The sequence below is a fragment of the Paraburkholderia sp. JHI2823 genome (assembly GCF_038900695.1).
Taxonomy (GTDB): Bacteria; Pseudomonadota; Gammaproteobacteria; order Burkholderiales; family Burkholderiaceae; genus Paraburkholderia; species Paraburkholderia mimosarum.
In genome coordinates this window covers 1-14,073 of record NZ_JAYMRY010000074.1, presented here as the reverse complement: position 1 = coordinate 14,073, position 14,073 = coordinate 1, and the positions used below count along the sequence as shown (strand labels likewise).

Sequence of the window (14,073 nt, the reverse complement as noted above, 5' to 3'; positions counted from 1 at the left end):
TGCTGCCGTACGGCTGGGACATGCTGGTCGTCGCGCTCTTCTCGCTCGTGTTCTATTACTGGGGCGTGAATTCGGGCTACCGCTCGCCGTACCTCGCGGAACGCCAGGAGCACGACGAAGTGCTCGAGAGCATCGGCGCTCACTGAGCTGCCGGCTGCCCGGCGTGCCGCGTGCAGGCGGCGCGCTCGGGCGAAAAAAAGCCCGCCTGAAGCGATTCAGGCGGGCTTTTTTGCGTCTGGAGGCGGCTGCGGCTTTACTGTGCGGCGCTCCCGAACACGTAGTTCGTCATGGCGAGCGCGCGCTGGTAGGTGCCGAGCGACTGCACGCCGAGCGTGTAGTCGTCGTCGGCTGCGCCGAGCGCTGCGAAGACGGGCAGCAGATGCTCGTCGGTCGGGTGCATGAACGCCGCGTGCGGCGCGCGCTGGCGGTAGTCGAGCAGCGCGTCGATATCGCGTGCGGCGAGGCGATTCTCGAACCAGTCCGTGAACTCGGCCACGCGCGGATCGGCGTCTTCCGGGCGCGCCGAGAAGTCCGCTTCGCGCAGATTGTGGGTGATCTGGCCCGAGCCGATCACCATCACGCCCTCGTCGCGCAACGCGCGCAGCGCCCGGCCAAGCGCGAAGTGGTGCGCGGCGTTGGCGCGCGGCTGGATCGAGAGCTGGGCGACGGGGACGTCGGCATCGGGGAACATCAGCAGCATCGGCACCCACGCGCCGTGGTCGAGGCCGTGCGCTTCTTCATCGACAGGAACGCCCTGGTCGCGCAGCAGCGCTGCTGCACGTTGCGCCGTGTCGGGCGCGCCGGGCGCCGGATACTGAATCTCGTAGAGCGCGCGCGGAAAGCCGTAGAAGTCGTGGATGGTTTCCGGCTTCGTGGCGATGCTCACGGCAGGCCGCATCGTGCCCCAATGCGCGGAGAGCATGAGCACCGATTGCGGACGCGGCAACTGCTGCGAAAGCGAGATAAAGGCGCCCGAAGGCAGCGATGGGTCGATCGGCAGCGTCGGAGCGCCGTGCGAAAGGAACAGGCTAGGGGTACGGGTGGTCATGATCGTGGACTGGCCGCGCAAGGCGGTCCGAAATTATCGGCTTGCGATCAATATAAGAGTCTACCGTCGGGAATTAAACGGGGTTAAGGGGAATTGATTGTGTCGCCGATGTTGATAATCGGCCCGGAGAAGGGAGAACAGCGAGAGCTTATTCGTCGCCGCCGCGCAGTCCCGGCCACGCGGGCGAGAGCGCAGGCCCCAGCGCGAAGAGGTCGAGCACGCGCGCGACGGTGTGATCGACCATCTCGTCGATCGAAGCAGGCTGGTTGTAGAAGGCAGGCAGCGGCGGAAAGATCACGCCGCCCATTTCGGTCACGGCCGTCATGTTGCGCAGATGCGCGAGGTTCAACGGCGTTTCGCGCACGAGCAGGACGAGCCGGCGGCGTTCCTTGAGGGTGACGTCGGCGGCGCGGGCGATGAGGTTGTCCGAAAGGCCGTGAGCGACGCTCGCGAGCGTCTTCATCGAGCAGGGCGCGACGATCATGCCGTCGGTCGCGAAGGAGCCCGAAGCGATGGTCGCCCCGACGTCGCGCACCGAATGGACGACGTCGGCCCGCGCATGCAGGTCATCCTTCGTGAGTTGCAGTTCGTGCTGGATGTTGAGCCAGCCCGCCGGCGACACCAGTAGATGCGTCTCGACGCCACCGAGCTTGCGCAGCATGTCGAGCATGCGCACGCCGTAGATCGAACCCGTGGCCCCCGTAATCGCGATGACGAGCCGGCGTTGCGCGGACTGTGCGATGGCGGTCGAGGCAGGAGAGGCGGTGTTCACGTCAGGCGGGCGGGCAGGGAGGCGGAAGTCGAAGCGAGGGGGGAGGCGAGCGGCCTCTTCAAGCGCGCGGCGCTATGGTGACGCCAAAGCGCGGGCCGCATCGCGTTTCGGGACGCAGCCGGCCAGAGCAGCCGCGCCTGCCGTCCCGACCTGCCGTCCCGTTTACCGCGCAATCAGGCGGCTGCGAAAAGCTGCTGCAGCTCGCCGTTCTGGTACATCTCCATCATGATGTCGGAGCCGCCAATGAACTCGCCCTTCACGTAGAGCTGCGGGATGGTCGGCCAGTTCGAGAATTCCTTGATGCCCTGGCGGACTTCGTCGTCCTCGAGCACGTTGACGGTCTTGAACTGATCGACGCCGCAGGCTTTCAGGATCTGCACCGCGCGACCGGAGAAGCCGCACATCGGGAACTGCGCGTTGCCCTTCATGAAGAGGACGACGGCGTTTTCGTCGACGATCTGCTTGATGCGTTGTTGGGTGTCCATGACTGACCTTGCGATTGGATTGATGCGGAATACGTTGGAATGCAGGATGAAATGATAGCGGATTTCGCCCAGGCGAGCCGGGCGTCACCGGCCCGCCTGCTGGCTGGCCGCCAGGGGCAGACGGCCACCGCTGATGCGCTCGATGCCGGCCAGATCGCATTCGGAGCGAACGTCCGCGAAGCCCGCCGTTTCCAGCAATGCCCGCACGGCCGCGGCCTGGTCGTAGCCGTGTTCCATCCAGAGCGTGCCGCCCGACGTGAGCCGCCCCGGAGCGCCCGCAATGATCACGCGCAGGGCGCTGAGGCCATCGGCTCCGTCGGTGAGCGCGCCGCGCGGCTCGAAGCGCAGGTCGCCTTGTTCGAGATGCGGGTCGCCGCTCGCGATATAGGGCGGATTGCTCACGATCGCGTCGAAGCGCAGCGCCGGATCGAGCGTGTCGTACCAGCTGCCCGCCACGAACGCGAGCGGGCCGCCGGGCCGCCGCGCGTCGAGCAGCTTCCCGGCGTTGCGTGCAGCCACTTCGAGCGCGGCCGTCGAGCGATCGACGGCCCAGACACGTGCGTCGGGCCGCGCCGAGGCGAGCGCCACGGCGATCGCGCCGCTGCCGGTGCCGAGATCGAGCACGCGCGGCCGTGCAATGCCTTCGAGCGCCGAGAGCGCCGTTTCCACCAACAGCTCGGTCTCGGGCCGCGGAATCAGCACAGCGGGCGTCACGTCGAAGTCGAGGCCATAGAACTCTCGTGCGCCCACCAGCTGCGCGATGGGCTCACCCTGCACGCGGCGCGCTTCGAGCGCGCGGTACGCATCCACGCGGGCCGCGTCGAGCGCCTGATCGCCGCGGGTGATCAGTTCGGTGCGGCGCCAGCCCAGCACGTGCATCAGCAGGATGCGCGCTTCGAGCGCGGGCAGTGGCGAGGCGCGCAGCAGGGCGTCGGCGGTATGGTCTTTCACGATGCGGCCGGATCCAGCGCGGATCAGTCCGCGTCGCCGAGCGAGGCGAGCTGCTCGGCCTGATGCTCGGAAACGAGCGCGCCGATCAGCTCGTCCAGGTCGCCGTCCATGATCGCTTCGAGGCGATAGAGCGTGAGGTTGATGCGGTGATCGGTGAGCCGCCCTTGCGGGAAGTTGTAGGTGCGGATGCGCTCGGAGCGGTCGCCCGATCCCACGAGGCTCTTGCGCGTGGCCGCTTCCTTCGCGTGCTGCTCCTGGTACTGCTTGTCCTTGATGCGCGCGGCGAGGACCTTGAGCGCCCGATCCTTGTTCTTGTGCTGCGAGCGGTCGTCCTGGCACTCCACGACGATGCCGGTCGGCAAGTGCGTCACGCGCACGGCCGAATCGGTCTTGTTGATGTGCTGGCCGCCCGCGCCCGAGGCCCGGAAGGTGTCGATGCGCAGGTCGGCGGGGTTGATCTCGACCTCGCCGATTTCGTCGGCTTCCGGCATCACCGCGACCGTGCAGGCGGACGTGTGGATACGCCCTTGCGTTTCGGTGGCCGGCACACGCTGCACGCGATGGCCGCCTGACTCGAACTTCAGCTTCGAGTACGCCGCCTCGCCGGCAATGCGCACGATCACTTCCTTGTAGCCGCCGAGATCGGATTCGCTCGCCGACATCATCTCGATCTGCCAGCGATTGCGCTCGGCGTAGCGCAGGTACATGCGCAGCAGGTCGCCCGCAAACAGCGCCGACTCGTCGCCGCCCGTGCCCGCGCGGATTTCGAGGAACACGTTGCGCTCGTCGTTGGGATCCTTGGGCAACAGCATCATCTGCAATTCTTGCTGGAGCTGCGCCATGCGCTCGCGCGCCGCCTTCACCTCATCCTCGGCGAAGTCGCGCATCGCGGCGTCGGAGAGCAGCTCCTTTGCCGCGGCCTCGTCTTCCTTGGCCCGGCGCCACTGCGCGTAATGCTCGACCACTGGCCCCAGCTCCGCGTGCTCGCGCGTGAGCTTGCGGTACTGGTCGCGGTTCGAGGTCACGTCGGGACGGCTCAACAGGTCGTTCAGCTCGGCCAGGCGCGTAGTCAGCTGGTCGAGCTTCGATTGCATGCTCGTTTTCATCGGGCGGTGCGGAGCGGGCTCCGGAAAGGACTGCGGGAAAGAAGAGGCGGGCGTGGGGCCCGGCGGTGCGGGGCACGCATGGCGCGCGCCCGAGCCCGATCGTCGCTAACGGTCGGAGGAGCCGGACGCTTCGGAAGCGCCCGTGGAGGCAGAGTCGGTCGTGATATCCGCCGCGGGCTGCGCGGCGTCGGCTACTCTCGCCGGCTGGCCATGACGGTAAAAGCCGCCCATCAGTTCGATGAGCGAGTCGCGCTGATCGCCCCTCGACGTGTTGAGTGCATGCGTGGGGCCGTGGATCAGCTTGTTGGTGAGCGACTGCGAGAGCGCTTCGAGCACCGCCGACGGATCGTCGCCACGCGCGAGCATCTTGCGCGCGCGCTCGAGTTCGGCGCGGCGCAGCGCGTCGGCCTGGGTATGCATGTGACGGATCACGGGCACGATGCTGCGCGAGTCGAGCCACTGCATGAAGTTGGCCACGCGCGACTCGATGATCGTCTCGGCCTGTGCCACGGCGGCCTGGCGCGAGGCGTTGCCTTCGCGCACGATCGTGCCGAGATCGTCGACGGTGTAGAGGAAGACGTCCTCGAGCTGGCCGACTTCAGGCTCGATGTCGCGCGGCACCGCAAGGTCGACCATGAAAATGGGGCGGTGACGGCGCGCCTTCACCGCGCGCTCGACGGCGCCCAGCCCGATGATGGGCAGCGTGGACGCCGTGCACGACACGATGATGTCGAACTCGTGCATGCGCGAAGGCAGGTCGGACAGCGGAATGGCGCGGCCGCCGAAGCGTTCCGCAACGTAGCGCCCACGCTCGGCGGTGCGGTTCGCGACCACGAGCTCGCGCGGCTGCTGCGCGGCGAAGTGCGCGGCGCACAGCTCGATCATCTCGCCCGCGCCGATGAACAGCACGCGCTGGTTTGCGATCTTGTCGAAGATGCGCTGCGCGAGTCGCACGGACGCGGCAGCCATGGAAACCGACTGTGCGCCGATCTCGGTCGTGGTGCGCACCTCCTTCGCCACGGCGAAGGTGCGCTGGAACAGCTGGTTCAGATAGGTGCCGAGCGCGCCGGCCTCGGTCGCGGTGCGCACCGCGGTCTTCATCTGCCCGACGATCTGCGTCTCGCCCAGCACCATCGAGTCGAGCCCCGAAGCCACCCGGAACGCATGACGCACCGCTTCGGACTGCGGCAGCGTGTAGACGTGCGGCGCAAGTTCCTCTGCGCGCAGGCCGTGGTAGTGCGCGAGCCAGCTCACGGCTTCGTCGCGCGAGCTTTGCGCGTCGGTCGCGCAATACAGTTCGGTGCGGTTGCAGGTGGAGAGAATGGCGGCTTCCGGCGCGCTCAGCGAGCGCCTGCCGGACCACGCTTCCTTGAACAGGGCGAGCGCGGGCTTGATCTGTTCGAGCGGAAACGCCACGCGTTCGCGCAAGGCGACGGGCGCGGTGTGGTGATTGATTCCGATCGTTAGAAGCTGCATACCATGCGGGCGAGATTTAGGCGGATATTATAACTTTTCCTCGCTTCCGACATTCTCGTCGACTGAGTCCGACACCCCGGTTCGTGTTATGGGCAGCCTTTCGAGCTGGTAGCCGAAGCCGTACAACGTCGTCAAACGCCAGCCGTGGTCGGGCCCGAGCTGCAATTTGCTACGCAGACGCGAGGCGTGCGTATCGAGCGTGCGCGACCGAACGTCGCGGTTCACGTTCCACACCGTTTCGAGGATGCGCGCCCGGGAAACGGGGCGCGATGCGTTCGTGAAAAGCAGCAGCGCGAAGCGATATTCCTTGGGCGTGAGTGTGACGGTCTGGCCCCGAAACGACACCTCGTAGCGGCCGGAATCGAACAGGTAGTCGCCAAAGCCGTGGCGCGCGCGGTTGCGCGGCCGGCGCACGCCGGCGCGGCGTAGCAGTGCGTCGATGCGCGCGAGCATTTCCGGGCCGCGCACGGGCTTGGTGATGCAGTCGTCGGCGCCGGCCTGGAGGCTTGCGACGATTTCGCTCTCGTGCGGCGCGAGCATCAGGGCGATGGCGGGCAGCCCCGGCAGCAGCTTGCGCGCCTGGGGAATGAGGTCTTCGGCGCCGCTGTCGCCGCACCACGATGCCGCTATCAAGAGGTCGAAGGTTTCTTCTTCGAGCGCTTCGAAGAGCTGGGCGCCAAGCGGGAAGTGCTGGCATGCGTGCCCGCCCGCGATGAGCAGGCGGACGATGGCTTCAGCCTGCCGGGCGTCTGGTTCGACAAGGGCAATTCGCATACGAGGGAGGGCGGCTGCGGCGGACGTGGTGCGCTTGCCTTGCGCTTTGCTGCCCCCTACACTCAACCGCTACGCGGGAAGCGCCGAGCCGACCGTTTTCAGTAAAAAAAGAGATATAACTAATCGACAAATGCTAGCCCTCGCGATTCGGCAGTCCTATCAGACTCATCCGAAAATTCATAGGACAAGTCTTTGATGGGCTGGTCCGGTATCGTCATCCTTGGTCTGGTGGTGGGTGGTGCGGGATGGTGGCTTCATCCCCTGCGCCGTGCCGCCCGTCACGGACTCGTCCTGGCCTTGGCGGCCGGCGTGCTCGGCGCGGCGCTCGCGAACGCGGCCGGCGGCGCGACCGGTCTTTTCCACGATGGCGAGTTGCTCCAGTGGCCGCTCAGCGCGGCGCTCGCGCTCGTCTTCGTGGGCGTGTGCGTGGCGCTGCGCGCACGGTGATCCGGGCTGCGCGCCGCTGTCATATCCGGATCATCGCCTCTCGCCGAAATATCGCTTCCCGCTTCGAATTCTTCGCAGGTGAAAACATGAATGCACGACTCCCCGAAACCTCCTCGATTCCCGAACGTATCGCCGCGCTGCGCGCGGCGATGGCGCGCGCCGGCGTGGACGCGGCCCTCGTGCCCTCCGCCGATCCGCATCTGTCCGAATATCTGCCGCGCCGCTGGCAGGGGCGCGAATGGCTATCGGGCTTCACCGGTTCGGTGGGTACGCTCGTCGTGACAAAGGATTTCGCGGGCGTGTGGGTGGATAGCCGCTACTGGGTGCAGGCCGAGCAGCAACTGGCCGGCACCGGCATCGCGCTCATGAAGATGACGGGCGGCCAGCAGACCGCGCCGCATATCGACTGGCTCGCGCAGAACGTGAGCGCGGGCGGTGCGGTGGCCGTGGACGGGGCGGTGCTCGGCGTGGCCTCGGCGCGCGCGCTCGCGGAGGCGCTCAAGGCGGGCGGCATTGCCATGCGCACCGATCTCGACCTGCTCGACGATGTCTGGCAAGGCCGCCCCTCGCTGCCGCTCGAACCCGTCTACGAACACGTCGCGCCGCACGCGGACACGAGCCGCGCCGGCAAGCTCGGGCAGGTGCGCCGCGCGATGGAGGAAAAGGGCGCCCAGTGGCACTTCATCTCGACGCTCGACGACCTCGCGTGGCTTTTCAACCTGCGCGGCGCTGACGTCAACTACAACCCGGTATTCGTCGCCCACGCGCTGATCGGGCCGGACGAAGCGACGCTCTTTGTCGCCGACGGCAAGGTGAGCGAAGCGCTTGCGCGGTCGCTCGCGAACGACAAGGTGCGCGTCGCGCCGTATGGCGAGGCCGCCGCCGCGCTCGCGGCGCTGCCCGCGAAGGCCGCGCTGCTCGTCGATCCGCGCCGCGTGACCTATGGCTTGCTGCAGGCGGTGTCGTCGGCGGTGAAGGTCGTAGAGTCCGTCAATCCGAGCACCTTCTTCAAGTCGCGCAAGACGGCCGCCGAGGCCGACCACGTACGCGCGACCATGGAGCAGGACGGTGCGGCGCTCGCCGAGTTCTTCGCATGGTTCGAGGCCGCGCTCGGCCGCGAGAGAATCACCGAACTGACCATCGACGAAAAGCTCACCGCCGCGCGCGCGCGCCGGCCCGGCTTCAAGTCGCTCTCGTTCGCGACCATCGCGGGCTTCAACGCGAACGGCGCGATGCCGCACTACCGCGCCACGCCCGAATCGCACAGCGTGATCGAAGGCGACGGCCTGCTGCTGATCGACTCGGGCGGCCAGTATCTCGACGGCACCACGGACATCACGCGCGTCGTGCCGGTCGGCACGCCGGGCGCGGAACAAAAGCGCGACTTCACGCTCGTGCTCAAGGGCATGATGGCGCTCTCTCGCGCGCAGTTCCCGCGCGGCATCCGCTCGCCCATGCTCGACGCCATCGCGCGCGCCCCGATCTGGGAAGCGGGCGCCGACTACGGTCACGGCACAGGCCACGGTGTCGGCTATTTCCTGAACGTGCACGAAGGGCCGCAGGTCATCTCGCATTACGCGCCGGCCGAGCCGTGGACAGCGATGGAAGAGGGCATGATCACCTCGGTCGAGCCGGGCATCTACCGGCCTGGGAAGTGGGGCGTGCGCATCGAGAATCTGGTGCTGAACCAGCGCGCGCAAACGACCGAATTCGGCGACTTCCTGAACTTCGAGACGCTCACGCTCTGCCCCATCGACACGCGCTGCATCGATCTGGCGCTCATGCGCGAGGACGAGCGCGCGTGGCTCAACGCGTACCATGAGGCGGTGCGCGTGCGCGTGGCGCCGCACGTGAGCGGCGATGCGCTCGCGTGGCTCGAAAAGCGCACGCAGCCGATCTGATTTCCTCGACGTTCGAAGCGCATTGAAGCGGAGCGGCAAGCCCATGGCGATCAAGGCAGTGGTGTTCGATTTCGGCGGGGTGCTCGTGGACTGGAGCCCCGAATACCTCTATCGCAAGCTGATTCCCGACGACGACGAGCGCCGCTGGTTCCTCACGCACGTCTGCAGGATGGACTGGGTGGTCCGTCAGGACGGCGGCGAGCCCATCGCCGTCGGTACCGAGGAGCTGGTTGCGAAGTTTCCCGGGCACGAGGCGCTCATCCGCGCGTTCTACGAGCGCTGGCACGAGATGATCGGCGGTCTGCTCGACGGCGGCGTCGCCACCTTCGAGCGGCTGGAGGCGGCGAACGTGCCCATCTTCGGTCTCACGAACTGGTCGGCCGAGACCTTTCCCTGGGCCTGGGAGCGCTTCGGCATCCTGCGCCGCTGCCGTGATGTCGTCGTCTCGGGGCGGGTGAAGCTCGTGAAGCCCGATCCGGCGATCTTTCACGAGATGTTCCGCCGCATCGAGGCGCAGTTGCCGGACGTGAAGCCCGAGGAACTCGTCTTCATCGACGACAACCCGCACAACGCGCAGGCCGCCACGGCGCTCGGCTGGCACGGCGTCCATCACACCAGCAACGCGGCGACCGACGCGAAACTGCGCGAACTCGGCCTGCCCGTCTGAGCGCGCGCTTGCGCCGCCCAGGCCGTACGCGCTAATTCGACGCCGGCGCCGCCGGCTGCCCGAACAGGTTGCGCAGCGCGTCGGCGATGCCCTTCGCGGTTTGTCCGGCGCCCTTTGCCACGCCTTCCGCGCTCACGCCGAGCGCTTGCGCGAACCCGGTGCGCAGCGCCGTCATCAGGTTTTCGTTGAGCTGGAACTTCGGGTCGCGCAGGTTGCCTTCGAGCACGAAATGCAGCGTGATCGCGCCTTTGTGCGCCTTCAGCGCGGCCACGGCGGCGCGTGTCGGGATCGAGAGGAAGGTGTCGACGGCGTCGTGACTTTCCGCCAGTTGCAGGTCGTGCAGCGTGAGCGTGCCCGGCGCGTGCAGGCGATAGCCGCGCACGGTCGACCGGAGGTCGAGGTCCAGCGTGCCGCCCGTCACGTTGGCCTTCGCGCCGGCCTTCTTCAGCAGCCAGGGTTCGATCGACCTCACATCCACGCCGCGCAGCGTCGTATGCGTCTCCGAATCCTTGCTCGCGATTTGCACCCAGCCGTCGAACGTCATGCGGCCCGTGTGCTCCCGACCGACGACATCGCCCACGACCGAAACGCGTGCAGGTTCCGTGAGCGCGGGCAGATGCACGTTGTCGACGGTTGCGCGTGCGCGGTTCACCGTGACGCGCCAGGCCGGATTGGTCACCGAGCGGTCATAGAACTCGAACGTGCCGTTCTCGAAGACGATATGGTCAATGTCCTTTTCCTGCGGCAGGCTGCTCGCCCCTTGTGTGCCGCTTGCGTGCCCGGTGCCTTGCGCCATTGACTCGCGCAGATTCGGCAGGATCTGGATCGAGCCGCTTTCCCGGCGCAGCACCGTCATCGTGAAGTCGCTCACCGTAACGTCGCGGATGTGCACGCGGTGCGAGAGCAGCGCTCCCAGATCCGGCGTGATCGTGATGCGCGCGGCGCGGAGCGTGTCGGCGGTGGGCCAGTTGGGCGGCGGCTTCAGCCGCACGTCGGTGAGTTCGACCGATGACAGGTTGAACGCCACCCTCACGCTCGCGGCTGTGCCCACCGGCGCGAGCGCGCGCTCGACGTAGGCCTTCGCCTCACGCTGGAGCGCGTAGAGCGTGCCGAGCGCAGCCATGACGAGCAGCGCGACGCCGATCGCCACGATCGGGAGAACCCGGTTGCGGGGCTGTATGGCCATGCGGAATTCCTTGCGGGAAGCGGGCTCGAGGCACCGGGCGACCCAAAGCGTTGCGGCATTCCCGCAACCGCCATGCCGCGCTCGCCGCAAAGCATAACGGCGGCCCGCGGGCCGCCGTCGATTGCTGTCGATCCCGCCCGGTTAGCGGCTGATCGGCTTGTAGCGCAGACGCTTCGGCCGCGCGGCTTCCTCGCCGAGGCGCTTGATCTTGTCGGCCTCGTACTCCTGATAGTTGCCGTCGAAGAACGTGACCTGCGAGTCGCCTTCGAACGCGAGGATGTGCGTGGCGATGCGGTCGAGGAACCAGCGGTCGTGCGAGATCACCATGACCGAGCCCGCGAATTCGAGCAGCGCGTCTTCGAGCGCGCGCAGCGTTTCGACGTCGAGGTCGTTCGACGGCTCGTCGAGCAGCAGGACGTTGCCGCCCGAAATGAGCGTCTTCGCGAGATGCAGACGACCGCGCTCACCGCCCGACAGATTGCCGACGATCTTCTGCTGGTCGCCGCCCTTGAAGTTGAAGCGGCCGATGTACGCGCGCGAAGGCGTTTCGTACTTGCCCACGGTCAGCACGTCGGCGCCGCCCGAGATTTCCTCGAACACCGTCTTGTCGGCGGCCAGCGCGTCGCGGCTCTGGTCGACGTAGGCGAGCTTGACGGTCGGACCCATTTCGATCGTGCCCGAATCCGGCTGTTCCTTGCCCGTGAGCATGCGAAAGAGCGTCGACTTGCCGGCGCCGTTCGGCCCGATGATGCCGACGATCGCGCCGGCCGGAATCTTGAAGCTCAGATTGTCGATGAGCAAACGGTCGCCATAGGACTTGCTGACGTTCTTGAACTCGATGACCTCGTTGCCCAGACGCTCGCCCGCCGGAATGAAGATTTCCTGCGTTTCGTTGCGCTTCTGGTATTCCTGGCTCGACAGCTCCTCGAAGCGCGCGATACGCGCCTTCGATTTCGCCTGACGGCCCTTCGGATTCTGGCGCACCCATTCCAGCTCCTTCTTGATCGCCTTCTGGCGCGCCGATTCGGTCGCTTCTTCCTGCTTCAGGCGCTCTTCCTTCTGGTCGAGCCAGCTGGAGTAGTTGCCCTTCCAGGGAATGCCGTAGCCGCGGTCGAGTTCGAGAATCCACTCGGCGGCGTTGTCGAGGAAGTAGCGGTCGTGGGTCACGGCGACGACGGTGCCCGGGAAGCGCGTGAGGAACTGTTCGAGCCACTCGACCGATTCGGCGTCGAGGTGGTTGGTCGGTTCGTCGAGCAGCAGCATGTCGGGCTTTTCGAGCAGCAGCTTGCACAGCGCGACGCGGCGCTTTTCACCGCCCGAGAGGTTGCCGATCTTCGCGTCCCACGGCGGCAGGCGCAGCGCGTCGGCGGCGATTTCGATCTGCTGCTCCGCGCTGCCGTCGGTGGTCGCGAGGATCGCTTCGTACTTCGCCTGCTCGGCGGCGAGCGCGTCGAAATCGGCGTCCGGTTCCGCATAGGCGGCGTAGATCTCGTCGAGCTTCTTCTGCGCGTTGAACACGTCGCCGAGACCTTCCTCCACGGCTTCGCGCACGGTCTTTTCCGGATCGAGCTGCGGTTCCTGCGGCAGATAGCCGATGTTGAGGTTGGGCATCGGCGTGGCTTCGCCTTCGATGTCCTTGTCGACGCCGGCCATGATCTTGATGAGCGTGGATTTGCCCGAGCCGTTCAGGCCGAGCAGGCCGATCTTCGCGCCCGGGAAGAACGACAGCGAGATGTCTTTCAGGATCTGGCGCTTGGGCGGCACGATCTTGCCGACCCGGTTCATGGTGAAGACGTATTGGGCCATGAGAGTGTCTTTGGAAACGGGAAAAAGAGGGCGGTAACCGAGGGCGCGGCGCGCGCCGCGCGGTGGCCGCGAATCGGGGGTAACGCGCAAAGCGCTATTGTACGGGGCGCGTGGGAGAGGGGCATGTCGCCGCCTCGAACGGCCCGTGCTTCAGGGCCGCAAAAAAGCCCGCTCATCAGCGGGCTCGATACCGGCAGTCGATGCGGCGCGGCTTTCGCTGCCGCGCTGCCGAGCCGTCGTCGTGCTTAGACGTTGAACAGGAAGTTCATCACGTCGCCGTCGTGCACGACGTATTCCTTGCCTTCGGCGCGCATCTTGCCGGCTTCCTTCGCGCCGGTTTCGCCCTTGTACTGGATGAAGTCGGCATAGGCGATGGTCTGTGCGCGGATGAAGCCACGCTCGAAGTCGGTGTGGATCACACCCGCGGCTTGCGGCGCCGTATCGCCGATGTGGATCGTCCACGCGCGCACTTCCTTCACGCCCGCCGTGAAGTACGTTTGCAGGCCGAGCAGCTTGTAGCCCGCGCGGATCACGCGGTCGAGGCCCGGCTCGTCCATGCCCATGTCGGCAAGGAAGGCGGCCTTGTCTTCGTCGTCGAGGTCGGCGATTTCGGCTTCGATCGCCGCGCACACGGCGACGACCGGCGAGCCTTCGGCCTCGGCGTGCTTGCGCACGGCATCGAGGTGCGGGTTGTTCTCGAAGCCGTCTTCCTTCACGTTCGCGACGTACATCGTCTTTTTCGCTGTGATGAGGCAGAACGGCTTGAGGAGCGCCTGTTCGTCTTCGTTCAGGTCGAGCGCGCGCACGGGCTTCGCCTGGTCGAGCTGCGCACGCACCTTGTCCAGCACGGCGACGAGCTTCGCCGCTTCCTTGTCGTTGCCCGACTTCGCAGCCTTCGAGTAGCGCGTGAGGGCCTTCTCGACGGTGCCGAGGTCGGCGAGCGCGAGTTCGGTGTTGATGACTTCGATGTCGGAGATCGGATCGATCTTGCCCGCCACGTGGATCACGTTGTCGTCTTCGAAGCAGCGCACGACGTGCGTGATGGCGTCGGTTTCGCGGATGTTCGCGAGAAACTGGTTGCCGAGACCTTCACCCTTGCTCGCGCCCGCGACGAGACCCGCGATGTCGACGAACTCGACCACGGCCGGCACGACGCGCTCGGGCTTGACGATTTCCGAGAGCGCCTTCAGGCGCGGATCCGGCACTTCGACCACACCGACGTTCGGCTCGATGGTGCAGAACGGATAGTTCTCGGCCGCGATGCCAGCCTTGGTCAGGGCGTTGAAGAGGGTGGACTTGCCGACGTTGGGCAAGCCGACGATGCCGCATTGGAGGCTCATGTAAATCTCTGCATGTCAGGGTGGTGACGTGCGGCTCGCCGCGCGCGAATGGCCCGGAGCCGGGCGTCTCGCGAGAAGGGAGGCGGCGGGCGGGGCGGCGCAGGGGGCACGTCG

12 protein-coding genes and 1 pseudogene are annotated in these 14,073 nt (G+C 66.8%); 3 read left to right on the top strand and 10 right to left on the bottom strand.

All coding sequences use genetic code 11. The annotated features are described in order from the left end of the window. Positions 1-253: 253 nt before the first annotated feature. From VSR34_RS36365 to VSR34_RS36335, 7 genes and pseudogenes are all read right to left on the bottom strand, one after another. A complete protein-coding gene (locus tag VSR34_RS36365; RefSeq protein WP_036021112.1) occupies positions 254-1,048 on the bottom strand; it encodes a class III extradiol ring-cleavage dioxygenase in 795 nt (264 codons plus the stop codon). 148 nt (positions 1,049-1,196) lie between these two features. After that, positions 1,197-1,820 carry a UbiX family flavin prenyltransferase gene (locus VSR34_RS36360; RefSeq protein ID WP_255217830.1) on the bottom strand — a complete coding sequence of 208 codons (624 nt, stop codon included), beginning with the start codon at positions 1,818-1,820 and terminating at the stop codon, positions 1,197-1,199. A gap of 173 nt (positions 1,821-1,993) precedes the next feature. Next, on the bottom strand, positions 1,994-2,305 hold the full coding sequence (gene grxD, locus VSR34_RS36355; RefSeq protein WP_028214777.1) for a Grx4 family monothiol glutaredoxin: 312 nt from the start codon (positions 2,303-2,305) through the stop codon (positions 1,994-1,996). 84 nt (positions 2,306-2,389) lie between these two features. Next, positions 2,390-3,259 carry a peptide chain release factor N(5)-glutamine methyltransferase gene (prmC, locus tag VSR34_RS36350; protein ID WP_342964983.1) on the bottom strand — a complete coding sequence of 290 codons (870 nt, stop codon included), beginning with the start codon at positions 3,257-3,259 and terminating at the stop codon, positions 2,390-2,392. 20 nt (positions 3,260-3,279) lie between these two features. After that, positions 3,280-4,362, bottom strand: a complete 1,083-nt coding sequence (prfA, locus tag VSR34_RS36345) for a peptide chain release factor 1 (protein ID WP_028214775.1) — start codon at positions 4,360-4,362, stop codon at positions 3,280-3,282. Between the two features lie 210 nt (positions 4,363-4,572). After that, positions 4,573-5,838 (bottom strand): annotated as a pseudogene (gene hemA / locus VSR34_RS36340) (glutamyl-tRNA reductase); the annotation flags it as partial. Between the two features lie 27 nt (positions 5,839-5,865). Further along, on the bottom strand, positions 5,866-6,612 hold the full coding sequence (locus VSR34_RS36335; RefSeq protein WP_342964982.1) for a response regulator transcription factor: 747 nt from the start codon (positions 6,610-6,612) through the stop codon (positions 5,866-5,868). Positions 6,613-6,807: 195 nt separating this feature from the next. Here VSR34_RS36335 and VSR34_RS36330 point away from each other — a divergent pair, with 195 nt between their 5' ends. From VSR34_RS36330 to VSR34_RS36320, 3 genes are all read left to right on the top strand, one after another. After that, a complete protein-coding gene (locus VSR34_RS36330) occupies positions 6,808-7,059 on the top strand; it encodes a hypothetical protein (protein ID WP_028214774.1) in 252 nt (83 codons plus the stop codon). An 86-nt stretch (positions 7,060-7,145) separates the two neighbouring features. Then, entirely contained in the window at positions 7,146-8,960 is a 1,815-nt protein-coding gene (locus tag VSR34_RS36325; RefSeq protein ID WP_342964981.1) for an aminopeptidase P family protein, read from the top strand. Between the two features lie 43 nt (positions 8,961-9,003). After that, a complete protein-coding gene (locus VSR34_RS36320; protein ID WP_028214772.1) occupies positions 9,004-9,627 on the top strand; it encodes an HAD family phosphatase in 624 nt (207 codons plus the stop codon). A 31-nt stretch (positions 9,628-9,658) separates the two neighbouring features. On the opposite strand, the gene VSR34_RS36315 is transcribed toward VSR34_RS36320, so the two are convergent. The 3 genes from VSR34_RS36315 to ychF form a co-directional block, all read right to left on the bottom strand. Further along, positions 9,659-10,813 carry a DUF748 domain-containing protein gene (locus VSR34_RS36315; RefSeq protein ID WP_028232265.1) on the bottom strand — a complete coding sequence of 385 codons (1,155 nt, stop codon included), beginning with the start codon at positions 10,811-10,813 and terminating at the stop codon, positions 9,659-9,661. Between the two features lie 141 nt (positions 10,814-10,954). After that, positions 10,955-12,619, bottom strand: coding sequence for an energy-dependent translational throttle protein EttA (gene ettA, locus VSR34_RS36310; RefSeq protein ID WP_028214770.1), 1,665 nt, complete (start codon positions 12,617-12,619; stop codon positions 10,955-10,957). 245 nt (positions 12,620-12,864) lie between these two features. Beyond that, positions 12,865-13,959 (bottom strand): redox-regulated ATPase YchF, encoded by a 1,095-nt coding sequence (gene ychF / locus VSR34_RS36305; protein WP_028232263.1) that lies wholly within the window; start codon positions 13,957-13,959, stop codon positions 12,865-12,867. Positions 13,960-14,073: the final 114 nt, after the last annotated feature.

What these genes read in the sequence shown, in the direction of transcription:
- VSR34_RS36365 (WP_036021112.1), bottom strand. Translation starts at nt 1,048, where the DNA reads ATGACCACCCGTACCCCTAGCCTGTTCCTTTCGCACGGCGCTCCGACG.
- ychF (WP_028232263.1), bottom strand. Translation starts at nt 13,959, where the DNA reads ATGAGCCTCCAATGCGGCATCGTCGGCTTGCCCAACGTCGGCAAGTCC.
- prfA (WP_028214775.1), bottom strand. Translation starts at nt 4,362, where the DNA reads ATGAAAACGAGCATGCAATCGAAGCTCGACCAGCTGACTACGCGCCTG.
- grxD (WP_028214777.1), bottom strand. Translation starts at nt 2,305, where the DNA reads ATGGACACCCAACAACGCATCAAGCAGATCGTCGACGAAAACGCCGTC.
- VSR34_RS36325 (WP_342964981.1), top strand. Translation starts at nt 7,146, where the DNA reads ATGAATGCACGACTCCCCGAAACCTCCTCGATTCCCGAACGTATCGCC.
- VSR34_RS36320 (WP_028214772.1), top strand. Translation starts at nt 9,004, where the DNA reads ATGGCGATCAAGGCAGTGGTGTTCGATTTCGGCGGGGTGCTCGTGGAC.
- VSR34_RS36330 (WP_028214774.1), top strand. Translation starts at nt 6,808, where the DNA reads ATGGGCTGGTCCGGTATCGTCATCCTTGGTCTGGTGGTGGGTGGTGCG.
- ettA (WP_028214770.1), bottom strand. Translation starts at nt 12,619, where the DNA reads ATGGCCCAATACGTCTTCACCATGAACCGGGTCGGCAAGATCGTGCCG.
- VSR34_RS36335 (WP_342964982.1), bottom strand. Translation starts at nt 6,612, where the DNA reads ATGCGAATTGCCCTTGTCGAACCAGACGCCCGGCAGGCTGAAGCCATC.
- VSR34_RS36315 (WP_028232265.1), bottom strand. Translation starts at nt 10,813, where the DNA reads ATGGCCATACAGCCCCGCAACCGGGTTCTCCCGATCGTGGCGATCGGC.